The organism is Baekduia sp. (genome assembly GCF_035318805.1).
Taxonomy (GTDB): domain Bacteria; phylum Actinomycetota; class Thermoleophilia; order Solirubrobacterales; family Solirubrobacteraceae; genus Baekduia.
The window spans coordinates 1-11,262 of sequence record NZ_DATHDY010000076.1 but is presented as its reverse complement, the minus strand read 5'-3'; the positions used below and the strand labels follow the sequence as shown (position 1 = coordinate 11,262).

The 11,262-nt window shown below is 73.4% G+C and carries 11 protein-coding genes and 1 pseudogene; 7 read left to right on the top strand and 5 right to left on the bottom strand.

What is annotated here, in order from left to right:
- Positions 1-67: 67 nt before the first annotated feature.
- From VK501_RS17505 to VK501_RS17495, 3 genes and pseudogenes are all read left to right on the top strand, one after another.
- Positions 68-478: pseudogene (locus VK501_RS17505) on the top strand (GTP-binding protein); the annotation flags it as partial.
- A 108-nt stretch (positions 479-586) separates the two neighbouring features.
- On the top strand, positions 587-1,813 hold the full coding sequence (locus tag VK501_RS17500; RefSeq protein ID WP_324339588.1) for a sulfate adenylyltransferase subunit 1: 1,227 nt from the start codon (positions 587-589) through the stop codon (positions 1,811-1,813).
- Positions 1,814-1,969: 156 nt separating this feature from the next.
- Positions 1,970-3,328 carry a hypothetical protein gene (locus tag VK501_RS17495; protein ID WP_324339586.1) on the top strand — a complete coding sequence of 453 codons (1,359 nt, stop codon included), beginning with the start codon at positions 1,970-1,972 and terminating at the stop codon, positions 3,326-3,328.
- Positions 3,329-3,336: 8 nt separating this feature from the next.
- Here the strand turns inward: VK501_RS17495 and VK501_RS17490 are convergent, their stop codons facing one another.
- Both VK501_RS17490 and VK501_RS17485 read right to left on the bottom strand, forming a co-directional pair.
- The gene (locus VK501_RS17490) at positions 3,337-4,707 is read right to left on the bottom strand and encodes a hypothetical protein (RefSeq protein ID WP_324339584.1); all 1,371 of its coding nucleotides are present in this window, start codon (positions 4,705-4,707) and stop codon (positions 3,337-3,339) included.
- Positions 4,704-5,255, bottom strand: a complete 552-nt coding sequence (locus tag VK501_RS17485) for an RNA polymerase sigma factor (RefSeq protein ID WP_324339581.1) — start codon at positions 5,253-5,255, stop codon at positions 4,704-4,706. Before VK501_RS17485 ends, VK501_RS17490 begins: the two co-directional genes overlap by 4 nt.
- Before the next feature lie 256 nt (positions 5,256-5,511).
- Here VK501_RS17485 and VK501_RS17480 point away from each other — a divergent pair, with 256 nt between their 5' ends.
- From VK501_RS17480 to VK501_RS17465, 4 genes are read left to right on the top strand one after another with little or no spacing between them, the layout of a single operon-like run.
- Positions 5,512-7,314 (top strand): acetyl-CoA carboxylase biotin carboxylase subunit, encoded by a 1,803-nt coding sequence (locus VK501_RS17480; protein WP_324339580.1) that lies wholly within the window; start codon positions 5,512-5,514, stop codon positions 7,312-7,314.
- Between the two features lie 3 nt (positions 7,315-7,317).
- The gene (locus tag VK501_RS17475; RefSeq protein WP_324339578.1) at positions 7,318-8,067 is read left to right on the top strand and encodes an MBL fold metallo-hydrolase; all 750 of its coding nucleotides are present in this window, start codon (positions 7,318-7,320) and stop codon (positions 8,065-8,067) included.
- A gap of 26 nt (positions 8,068-8,093) precedes the next feature.
- Entirely contained in the window at positions 8,094-8,540 is a 447-nt protein-coding gene (locus tag VK501_RS17470) for a DUF4442 domain-containing protein (protein WP_324339576.1), read from the top strand.
- Positions 8,540-9,028, top strand: a complete 489-nt coding sequence (locus VK501_RS17465) for a GNAT family N-acetyltransferase (protein ID WP_324339574.1) — start codon at positions 8,540-8,542, stop codon at positions 9,026-9,028. Before VK501_RS17470 ends, VK501_RS17465 begins: the two co-directional genes overlap by 1 nt.
- 607 nt (positions 9,029-9,635) lie before the next feature.
- Here the strand turns inward: VK501_RS17465 and VK501_RS17460 are convergent.
- From VK501_RS17460 to VK501_RS17450, 3 genes are all read right to left on the bottom strand, one after another.
- Entirely contained in the window at positions 9,636-10,004 is a 369-nt protein-coding gene (locus tag VK501_RS17460) for a VOC family protein (RefSeq protein WP_324339572.1), read from the bottom strand.
- On the bottom strand, positions 10,001-10,780 hold the full coding sequence (locus VK501_RS17455) for an MBL fold metallo-hydrolase (RefSeq protein WP_324339570.1): 780 nt from the start codon (positions 10,778-10,780) through the stop codon (positions 10,001-10,003). Before VK501_RS17455 ends, VK501_RS17460 begins: the two co-directional genes overlap by 4 nt.
- 13 nt (positions 10,781-10,793) lie before the next feature.
- On the bottom strand, positions 10,794-11,262 hold a 469-nt coding region (locus VK501_RS17450; protein ID WP_324339568.1), incomplete at its 5' end, for a haloacid dehalogenase.

Sequence of the window (11,262 nt, the reverse complement as noted above, 5' to 3'; positions counted from 1 at the left end):
TGCCGACGACCGCGTGTCCGAGGCGGCGATGGAAGACCGCAAGGTCGCCGGGTACTTCTAGGATTTCATGAACACCACCCTCCTCCGCCTGGCCACCGCCGGCTCCGTCGACGACGGCAAGTCGACGCTCATCGGCCGCCTGCTGCACGACTCCAAGGCGATCCTCGCCGACCAATACGCCGACCTCAACGGCCGTGACGGCGAGCTCGACCTGTCTCGCCTGACCGACGGCCTGCGCGCCGAGCGCGAGCAGGGCATCACGATCGACGTGGCCTACCGCTACTTCGCCACGCCCGCGCGCGACTTCATCCTGGCCGACACGCCCGGCCACGTGCAGTACACGCGCAACATGGTCACCGGCGCCTCGACGGCCGACGTCGCCATCGTGCTGGTCGACGCGCGCCACGGCGTGGTCGAGCAGACCAAGCGACACGCCTTCATCGCGTCGCTGCTGGGCATCCCGCACCTCGTCGTCGCCGAGATCGCCGCCACCAACGTCACCGAGCGCGGCGAGACCCGCGCCGACGACCGCGTGTCCGAGGCGGCCATGGAAGACCGCAAGGTCGCCGGGTACTTCTAGGATTTCATGAACACGACCCTCCTCCGCCTGGCCACCGCCGGCTCCGTCGACGACGGCAAGTCGACGCTCATCGGCCGCCTGCTGCACGACTCGAAGGCGATCCTCGCCGACCAGTACGCCGACCTCAACGGGCGCGACGGCGAGCTCGACCTGTCCCGCCTGACCGACGGCCTGCGCGCCGAGCGCGAGCAGGGCATCACGATCGACGTCGCCTACCGCTACTTCGCCACGCCGGCGCGCGACTTCATCCTGGCCGACACGCCCGGCCACGTGCAGTACACGCGCAACATGGTCACCGGCGCCTCGACGGCCGACGTGGCGATCGTCCTGGTCGACGCTCGCCACGGCGTGGTCGAGCAGACCAAGCGACACGCCTTCATCGCCTCGCTGCTGGGGATCCCGCATCTGCTCGTGGCCGTCAACAAGATGGACCTCGTCGAGTACTCCGAGGAGCGCTTCGACGAGATCGTCCGCGACTTCTGCGCATTCCGCGGCCAGCTGACTTCGCGCGACATCGCCTACATCCCGATCAGCGCGCTGCAGGGCGACAACGTGGTCGAGCCGTCGGCCTCGATGCCCTGGTACGGCGGTGAGCCGCTGCTCCGCTACCTCGAGGCCATCGACCCGGCCGACGACCGCAACCTCGACGACCTGCGCTTCCCGGTGCAGCTGGTGATCCGCTCCGAGGGCAACGACTACCGCGGCTACGCCGGCCAGGTCGCCTCGGGCGTCCTGCGGCCCGGCGACCGCGTGCGGGTGCTGCCGTCCGGGGTCGAGTCGACCGTCGCGTCGATCGAGACGCTCGACGGGCCGCTCGACGAGGCGTTCCCGCCCCAGAGCGTGACCGTGCGCCTGGCCGACGACGTCGACGCCTCGCGCGGCGACGTGCTCGTCGCCGTCGACCGAGCGCCGGAGCCGGTGCGAGAGATCGACGCCGACGTGTGCTGGTTCGCCGACAAGCCGCTGCGGCCGGGCTCGCGCTACCTGCTCAAGCACCTGACCCAGACCGTGGACGCCGTCGTGGACTCGATCGTCGACCAGGTCGACGTCCACACGCTCGAGCGTGCACCGGCACCCGCCGAGCTCGGGCTCAACGACATCGGCCGCGTGCGCCTGCGGGTGCGCCGCCCGCTCGTGGCCGACCCCTACACGCGCAACCGCACGACGGGGGCGTTCATCCTCATCGACGAGGCGACCAACGACACCGTCGCCGGGGGCATGGTCGCGGATTAGGGGTGCCGTAGGCGGCCAGCGAGGCCGAGGCCCACGACGGCCAGCCGTCGCCGCCGGAGGTGGGTCCCCAGTCGCGATAGCGACACGGTCTCCTAGGAGTCGCTGGCCCCGCCGTCTAGGGTGCTGCCGGTCCCATTCGACGGCAGGAGAGAGACCATGAAGCGCAAGTGGGTGATGGCGGCCGTCGTGGCCGCCACGGTGGGAGTCGGCGCACCGGCGGCGGGCGCCGCGGAGCGCATCGTCACGGTGCCGGGCTACGACGCGCCGGGAACGCCGGCCAAGTACGACAAGGTCAAGGTCGTCGAGGTCGGTCCGAGCAGCGCCAAGCACGTGCTGGTCCTGGTGCCCGGCACCTCGGCGGGCGCCGGGTACTTCGTCCCGGACGCGCGGGACCTGGCCAAGCAGCTGCCGGGGTGGCAGGTCTGGGCCGTCGAGCGGCGCGAGAACCTGCTGGAGGACCACTCCGTCCTCGACCAGGCGCTGCAGGGCAAGGCCACGCTGCAGCAGCTCTTCGACTACTACCTGGGCTGGATCGGCAACGCCGCCGCAGGCACCCATTACGCGCCGCCCAGCGACGCCGAGACGGCGGCCGCGCGCGGATGGGGCATGAACGTGGCGGTCCAGGATCTCCACGCCGTCGTCGCCCGCGCACGCAAGGGCGGGCGCAAGGTCGTCCTCGGCGGCCACTCGCTCGGTGGTTCCATCACGACGGCCTACGCGACGTGGGACTTCGACGGCCGCGCCGGCGCGCGCGACCTGTCGGGCCTGGTCTACATCGACGGAGGCAGCAACGCCCCGGCCGTCACGTCCGCGGCGGCGCAGACCTCGCTGAACGACCTCGCCAAGACCTCGCCGTTCCTCGACCTCTCCGGCACGAGCCTGCCATGGGCGACCGGCGTGTTCGCCGCGGTCGGCTCGACGCTCGCGATCAAGGACCCCAACGGCCCGTCGGTGCTCCAGGCATGGTCGTTCTTCCCGGCGGCGCTGAAGCCGGCGTTCCCGGTGACCAACGAGGCGGGCTTCGGGTACGTCCTCGACGCGAAGACCGGCCCGGCGAGCCTCGATCTCGTGCAGGCGCACATCGGCGTGCCGGCCGCGACCGGCGACCCGCGCGGCTGGGTCGACGACGGCCCGGCGCCGGTGCAGCGCGCCGCGGCGTCGCTCAACGGCATCGTCGGCAGCGACGGGACGGCGTGGTTTCATCCGCGCCGGCTGACGATCGACGCGGGCGCGGTGGCCGGCGGCGTCGCCAACCCGGCCCAGAAGGTGCTCGGCGTGCGCGCCACGCACGGGCGCGACGTGCACCTGCCGATCTACGCCATCGAGACGAGCCACGGCAAGGGCCGCGTCCTGAAGGCCGCCCGCGCGCTGGCCCAGCGCGGCCACGTGCCGTCCAGCAAGGTCAAGCTGGTCGACCGCAGCACGACCAACAGCCACTGCGACCCGATCTTCGACGAGGCGTCCAAGAACGACTTCATCAAGACCGTGGTGCCGTTCCTGAAGAAGATCGGCTGAGGCGGCGCTCACCGGCTCCGGACCGTGAACGCGAAGGCGCCCACGTAGCGCCCCGCGAACGGGCCCGAGCCGGAGGAATACCCGACGCGCAACCGGAAGCGGCCGGCGCACCAGGTCCTGCGGCCGTAACCGCCGAAGCCCGGCGCGACGGTGAAGGTGACGGTCGCGCCGCGGGCGAGGTCGCGGGTGGTCGCCTTGCCCCCGCCCGGCGTCTGCTGCCGGCAGCGGGGGCCGTCGGGGCCGGTGACGGTCAGCGTGTAGTGGTGGTCGGCGCGCGTGATCGCCCGCGGCGCGGGGAAGCGCACGACGTAGGCGGCGCGGGCCCCGGCGCCGCGCCGGACGACGCGGAGCGGGGCGTGCAGTCCAGCGGACGGCGCGGCCGGCGTGCCGCTGCGGTGCCGGGTCAGGCCCGGCAGCGCCGCGCTCGTGCGTCCTCGCCCCGCCACGCGCAGCTCCGTCCCGTCGGCGAAGCGGGCGCGCACGCCGTCGCGGATCCGCGACGAGGTGCCGGCGTCGGGCGGCCGGAGCTTGAAGACGAGTGGACCGGCGCGCCGGAAGGCCTCCTCGCGCGACAGCCCCTCGCGCTCGAGCCGGCGCCGCTCGGCCTGCAGCCGCTCCCCGAGCTGCCGCTGCCACGCCTCGGCGCGCACGTACGGCGCCGGGTCGGTGCGCACGACGAAGAGGTACGCGCCGCCGTGCGCACCGTCGACGGCCATCGAGGCGCCGTCACGGCCGTCGGCGCCGACGTACGTCGCGCCGCGGGCCGCCGGTCCGAGCAGCCCGTAGCGGATGGTCCGCACGGCGGTGATCGGACACGATGCGCCGCCGCAGCGACGCGGGTCCGAGCTGCCGCCCGTGATCTCCACGGCGCGCAGGCCGCGCACCACGGGATAGCCCCGGCGCGACACGTACGAGCACAGGCTGTTGCGCCCCGGCGTCGCCGAGATCGGGCGCAGCTGCAGCCGGCCGGCGGCGCCCGGGCGCACCCGGCCGAAGCGCCCGTCGAGCATCTGCCCGACCTGCACGCACGAGCCGCCGCGGGACGACGTGAACGTGCGCAACGCCCAGGGCGGGCCGCCGTACGGGTCGCCCACCCGCAGCGGCAGGATCCGCGGATCGCCCTGCGCGACGCCGGCGCCGACGTGCGGCTGAGCGGGCCGGCCGGGCTCCTCGGGCAGGGGCGCGCCGACGTCGAGCGCGCGCGTGGCGGCCACCGCGCCGCCGCCGACCACGAGCGCGGCCACGAGTGCCAGCGCCCCGCCGCGCCGCGTGAAGCGCCGCCGGCGCACGGCGGGCGCGGCCGCCTCCTCCAGCCCCGCCTGCCGCCGGACCGCTCGGCGCAGGCCGCGCTCCAACTCGTCGAACGCGTCGCCGCTCATCGCGCCTCCTCCATCCGGGTCCTCAGCATCCGCAGCCCGCGGTGGACCCGCTGGCGCACGACCTGCTCCGAGCACGCCAGCTCGGCGGCGATCTCGGCGTATTCGCGCTCGTCGACCACGCGGGCCAGCAGCGCGCGGCGCGTCGGCTCCGGCAGCTCGTCCAGGCGCGCCGCCAGATCGCCGGCGCCCGCGCCCGCGCGCTCCTCCACCCGCCGCAGGTCCTCGTCGTCGAGGTCGACCGGCTCCAGCCCGAGCCGCCTCCGCGCGGCGTCCTCGACGCGGCCCCGTCGCAGGCTCTCACGCAGCTTGTTGCGCGCGATCCCGTACAGCCACGCGGCCGGCTCGCCGTCGCCGCGCCAGTCCGGCGCCGCCAGGATCACCGCGGCGAACGTCTCGGCCGCGAGGTCGAACGCCAGCTCCGGGTCCGCCACGCGCCGGCGCAGGAAGGCCAGGACGCCGTCCAGGTGCCGGCGGTAGAACACCGAGAACGCCACGTCGTCGCCCGCCGCGGCGGCGCGCAGCAGGTCCCCGTCGGAGGTCGAAGCCACAGGCTCCATCACCCTCATGTTGCGCGAGACGCGACCGTGTGACATCCACGCGCCCACCAGGAGTGGGCGGCGGGAGCGCTCTGACCCGCCCCCGCCGCCCTGGCCCAGGTGGTGTCCCTATAGGCCGGTCTCGCACCTTGCGGCGCAAGGAGAGACGGTGAAGCCTTGGGCGAAGCGTTCCCGAAAACCGCCCTCCAACACACCCATTTGGGCGGCGGATCGTCGGAACGGACACTGAAGTAGCCTTCCGCGCCGCATGTTCTCCAAGGTTCTGGTCGCCAACCGGGGCGAGATCGCCATCCGCGTGATGCGCACGCTGGAAGAGATGGGGATCGCGTCCGTCGCCGTCTACTCCGAGATCGATCGCGACGCGTTGCACGTCCAGCGCGCCGACGAGGCGTATCTGCTCGGCGGGCCGACCGCCGCGGAGAGCTACCTCAACGTGGACAAGATCCTCGAGGTCGTCAGGGAGTCCGGCGCCGAGGCCGTCCACCCCGGCTACGGCTTCCTCGCCGAGAACGCCGCGTTCGCGCGGGCGTGCGAGGAGGCGGGGATCGTCTTCATCGGCCCGCCCGCGTCGGCGATCGACGCGATGGGGTCCAAGACCAAGGCGCGCGAGCTGATGCAGGCCGCCGGCGTCCCGATCGTCCCCGGCACGACCGAGGCGGTCGACACCTACGAGGACGCGCTGCGGATCGCCAACGACGAGATCGGCTTCCCGGTCGCGGTCAAGGCCGCGTCGGGCGGCGGCGGCAAGGGCTTCCGCGTGGCGCTGACCGAGGACAAGCTCAAGGACGCCTTCGAGGGCGCCTCCCGCGAGGGCGAGAAGTTCTTCTCCGACGGCACGGTGTACCTGGAGCGCTACCTGCCCGACCCGCGCCACGTCGAGGTCCAGATCCTCGCCGACCGCCACGGCAACGTCATCCACCTGGGCGAGCGCGACTGCTCCGTGCAGCGCCGCCACCAGAAGCTGATCGAGGAGTCGCCGGCGCCCGCCGTCGACGCGGCGATGCGCGAGCGGATCGGCAAGATCGGCGTCGACGCGGCCAAGGCCGTCGACTACGTCGGCGCCGGCACGATCGAGGGCATGCTCCAGGACGGCGAGTACTTCTTCCTGGAGATGAACACCCGCGTCCAGGTCGAGCACTGCGTGACCGAGATGACGACCGGCATCGACATCGTGCGCGAGGGCATCCTCGCCGCCGCCGGCGAGCCGCTCACGGTCGCCCAGGAGGACGTCGTCCTCCGCGGCCACGCGATCGAGTGCCGCATCAACGCCGAGGACGCGTCCAAGAAGTTCGCGCCGGCGCCGGGCAAGATCGGCGGCTACAAGGAGCCGAGCGGCCCGGGCGTCCGCGTCGACTCGGGCGTCGGGCCGGGCGGCGAGGTCTCGCCGATGTACGACCCGATGGTCGCCAAGCTGATCGTCTGGGACAAGGACCGCGAGAGCGCCACGCGCCGCATGCTACGCGCGCTGGGCGAGTACGAGATCGAGGGCCTCAAGACGCTGATCCCGTTCCACACCGCCCTGCTCGCGACCGACCAGTGGGCCAACGCCGAGACCTGCCGCGACCTGGTCGAGGAGAAGGACTGGTTGAAGACGCTGGCCTTCCCCCGGGTGGGCGGGGTGGGTGGGCCGGATTCCCCCGCCGGCGACGGGGAGGACGAGAAGGTCGAGCAGGCCTACACCGTCGAGGTCTCGGGCCGCCGGTTCGACGTCACGGTGATCGGGCCGCCGCCCGCCGGCGGTGTCGCCGTGGCCACGGGCGCGTCCAACGGCGCGGCGCCGAAGCGGCGCGGTGAGCGCAAGAGCAGTGGCGGCGGCGGGGCCGACGAGTTGGTCTCCCCGCTGCAGGGCAACATGTGGAAGGTGCTCGTCGAGCAGGGTCAGACGGTCGAGGAGGGCCAGCTGCTCTGCATCATCGAGGCGATGAAGATGGAGAACGAGATCACCGCGCACAAGGCGGGCGTGATCGAGAAGTTGTCCATCAAGGAGGGCGAGCCGATCCAGGCGGGCGCGCCCATCGCCTCCATCAAGTCTCCTCCGGCCTCCGAGTAGGACATGGAGGGCGCCGCGACCATCCTGGGCAGCGGCGGCTTCATCCCGACCGGACGGCGCGAGACCTCGTCGCTGCTGATCCGGCCGGCCGGCGGCGACACCGCGATCGTCGTCGACGCGGGCACGGGCATCCGGCGCCTGATCACCGACCGGGCGCTGCTGGAGGGACGCACGCGCGTGGAGGTGCTGTTGACGCACTTCCACCTCGACCACGTGTGCGGCCTGGCCTACCTGACCGAGCTCGGCGACCTCGACGTGTCGGTCCGCGGTCCGGGCGCGGCGCTCTACGCGACGTCCACGGCCGACGTCCTCGCGCGCCTCTTCACGCACCCGATCATGCCGGTGACCCTCCCGGAGCTCGGCATCCCGGTCGGCGAGCTCGCGCCCGGCGAGGCCGAGGTCGGCGGCGTCCGGATGGCCGTACGCCGCCAGGACCGCCACACCGACCCGACGCTCGGCCTGCGATTCGGCGACGCGCTCGTGTGGTGCACCGATACCCAGGACGACCCGGGCACCGTCGGGTTCGCCCGCGGAGCGCGCATCCTCGCCCACGACGCCTGGGGACCGCCCGCGGCTCCCGGCCACGCCGAGCCGGCCGGCGCCGCCCGGATCGCGGTCGACGCCGGTGCCGAGCACCTCGTGCTCATCCACGTGCCGCCGACGGCCGACGAGGCCGACCTGCGGGCGCGGGCCGCGGCGGTGCACGGCGCCGTGACCGTCGCCGCCGACGGCCTCGAGCTGCTGGATCTGTGACGGCTCGCCGGTAGGCTGAGCGCAGCATGGACTTCGAGGCGATGCGCGCCGGCCTGGAGCAGGCCGTGCCGTTCAACCAGCACTTGGGGCTCGAGGTGGTCGAGCTGGCCATCGGGCGCGCCGTCGTGCGGCTGCCCGACGACAGCGGGCTGCGCAACCACGTCGGCTCGCAGCACGCGAGCGCGCTGTTCGCGGCCGGGCAGGCCGCGGCGGGCGCCGCGCTGGCCGCGACGTTCGTCGAGCGCCTGGAGGCGCTCGAGCCCCTCCCCGAGGGCGCCGACATCACCTACATGAAGATCCCGCGCGCCGTCATCACCGCGACGGCCGTCCTCGCCGCGACGCCGGACGAGCTCCTCGCCGAGCTCGAGCGCGACGGCGAGGTGCGGTTCTCGATCGCCGTCGGGCTCACCGACGGCGCCGGGGACGTCGTCGCCGACATGACCGCCCGCTGGCTCGTTCGCGCGGAGAGCTGATGCCCGTACACGCCTGGAAGGCCGGCCCGCACGAGGCCCGGATCGTCGCACGGCTGCTCGTCAGGTTCCGCGACCACCTCGGCTACGACTGGCCGTCGGACAACGCGTTCCTCGCGGGCGTCGAGCGCCTGATCGAGGAGCGCGACACCGAGTACCTGCTCGCGGCGGCCGACGAGGACTCGCCGCCCAGCGGCGTGGTCCAGCTGCGCTTCCGCCGCGGCATCTGGCGCGCGGGCGGCGACTGCCTGGTGGAGGACGTCTACGTGGCCGACGAGGCCCGCGGCCGCGGCGTCGCCCGCGCGCTGCTGGAGCTCGCCACCGAACGCGCGCTGGAGCGCGGCTGCCGCCGCATGGAGCTCGACGTCAACGAGGGCAACGAGGCGGGCCTGGCGCTGTACGAGTCGTTCGGGTTTCGCTCGTCGTCGGAGCCGGGTGCGCCGCGCGACCTGTACATGCGGCGCCACCTGGACGAGGGGCCGGAGGCGTAGGGGCGGTTGGTGTTGGAGCGCCGTGCGGGCGCTGGTCGAGGCGCGCGGCGAGCCGGGGCGCCCCGTGCGAGCGCTGGTCGTGGCGCGGGCGTGGCCCGTCGGCAATGACGAGGAGGTTCGTGCCGGGTGCCGGCGCCGCCGGTCCTCCGCGGTCGCCGGGGGCGGGTCGTTCGGGCGCGAACGACGATCCGTGCTGGTTTGACCCCGTGTATGGGGGTCAGACCGACACGGACCCTCAAGCGCGATCCGGATCCTCAGTGACGCCTTCGAGGGACGAATGAATCTCGTACAGCGAGATTCATTCGTCCCTCGACGCCCGCGACGCGCAGATCGACGCCCGCGACGCGCCATTCGACGCTGGCGGCGCGCCCACCGAGGCACCTCCCGCCCCGCGGAGGACCGACCAGCGCCGAGGCACCGGTCACGCACTCGTCATTGCCCCCGGACCACGCCCGCGGGACCTATCAACGCGCCGAGCGGAACACCCGCCGCCCCCGGCGCCGGCGAAGAACGATCGCGCCCGCGCCCCGTCAAGGATCCGTCGTCATTGCCGACAGACCAGCGCCCCACACCCCCAACCAGCGCCCGAGCGGAACGCGGAAACGCCCTAGACCCTCGGCAACTCCCCCGGCGGCGCCGCCATCACCTCGACCTTGTGCCCACCAGGCGACCGGGTGAAGGCCCGCGGCGCACCCCAGTAAGGCGTCCGCGCCTCGACCGCAAAGCCCGCCTCCCGCAGCGCCTCCGTCGTCTCCTCGAAGGCCGGGCACACGACGGCCACGTGCCCGTCCGGCGCGACCACCGGCTCGTCGGCGTGGAGCAGGTGGATCTGCGTCCCGCCGGACTGGACCCAGGTCGAGCGCTCGCCCAGCTCGCCGGGCGGCTGGACCTGCGCGAAGCCCAGCAGGGCCCAGAAGGCGACCTCTGCGTCGAGGTCGCCGCGGCGCGTCTCCAGCGAGACGTGGTGGATCGTCATGCGCCGGCCACGCGCCCGATGTTCTCGGCGTGGATCCCCTTCTGCACGCGGTCGCGGCGGGCGAGCGGCAGCGGCGCGTCGCCCGACGCGGCGAGCCCCTCGACGTAGGCGAGGTCCTCGCGCAGGATCGCCGCCGCGCGCTGCCCGTCGATCGGCCCGCCGTGGCCGGGCACGACCCAGTCGGCCTGCTCGACGTACGGCGCCAGCCGCTCGAGCGTCGCGACGTACGCGCCGGCGCTGCCGCCCTCGCTGAGCATCGGGATCTCCACCGGGGAAAGGTAGTCCCCCGGACACAGGACGCGCGCGAACGGCGCCCAGATCGCCATGCCGTCCTCGGTGTGGCCGTCGGCCGGGACCAGCTCGATCTCCTCGCCGCCGAGCTCCAGCTTGCCGGGCACCGGCAGCGGCTGGACCTGGCCGAGCGACAGCGGCTTGGGCCGCTGCACGTAGTCGTCCTCGTCGACCTCGCGCAGCCGCCGCTGCGCCACGCCGGGCTCCGCGCGCAGCCGCGCCGCGGTCGTCTCGGCGACGCCGATCGACGCCTCCGGGAACGCCAGGCGTCCCAGCAGGTGATCCCAGTCGCCGTGGGTCGCCAGCAGGCCCGAGAGCCCCCAGCCGGCCTGGGCGAGGATGCCGGACATCGCGTCGAGCTCGTCCGGGAACACCGGCGAGTCGACGACGAACGTCTCCTCGCCGTGGTGCAGGACCGTGCTGGTCGTCTGCCACTTGGCGCTGCGGGCGACGATGACGCCCGGGTGGACGGCGACGACCTGCACGGGCCGGGCCCGCCTACAGCCCGAGCAGCTTGGCCGCCTCGAGGAGGTTCTTGACTTCTGCCGTCGGCTTCTTGCCGCCGGGCGGGACCTCCTCCTTGCGGCGGTTGACCCAGATCGTCGGGACCTTCAGCTTCGTGGCCGGCTCGATGTCGGTGTACAGGCCGGACGCGATGTGCACCCAGCCCTTCTTGCCGCCGATGCGCCGGGCGAACTCGTTGAAGTGCGCGGGGTCGGGCTTGTAGGAGCGGACCTGCTGGGCAGTCACGACGAGGTCGACGTCCGCCGGGATGTGGCGGCGCGTCTGGCCCAGGAGCTTGTCGTCGATGTTGGAGACGAGGCCCGTCTGGTACTTGCTCAGGAACTTCTTGAGCTGGGGCATCGTCTCCTTGAACGCGCCCCACCGGACCATCGAGTCGGGCAGGAAGCCGGAGCGCGAGGGCTCCAGCGGCCAGCCGATCTCCTTGGCGATCTTGACCGCCGCC

Excerpts from the sequence above, each read along its gene's own strand:
- VK501_RS17500 (WP_324339588.1), top strand. The coding sequence starts at position 587 with ATGAACACGACCCTCCTCCGCCTGGCCACCGCCGGCTCCGTCGACGAC.
- VK501_RS17495 (WP_324339586.1), top strand. The coding sequence starts at position 1,970 with ATGAAGCGCAAGTGGGTGATGGCGGCCGTCGTGGCCGCCACGGTGGGA.
- VK501_RS17490 (WP_324339584.1), bottom strand. The coding sequence starts at position 4,707 with ATGAGCGGCGACGCGTTCGACGAGTTGGAGCGCGGCCTGCGCCGAGCG.
- VK501_RS17480 (WP_324339580.1), top strand. The coding sequence starts at position 5,512 with ATGTTCTCCAAGGTTCTGGTCGCCAACCGGGGCGAGATCGCCATCCGC.
- VK501_RS17475 (WP_324339578.1), top strand. The coding sequence starts at position 7,318 with ATGGAGGGCGCCGCGACCATCCTGGGCAGCGGCGGCTTCATCCCGACC.
- VK501_RS17470 (WP_324339576.1), top strand. The coding sequence starts at position 8,094 with ATGGACTTCGAGGCGATGCGCGCCGGCCTGGAGCAGGCCGTGCCGTTC.
- VK501_RS17465 (WP_324339574.1), top strand. The coding sequence starts at position 8,540 with ATGCCCGTACACGCCTGGAAGGCCGGCCCGCACGAGGCCCGGATCGTC.
- VK501_RS17460 (WP_324339572.1), bottom strand. The coding sequence starts at position 10,004 with ATGACGATCCACCACGTCTCGCTGGAGACGCGCCGCGGCGACCTCGAC.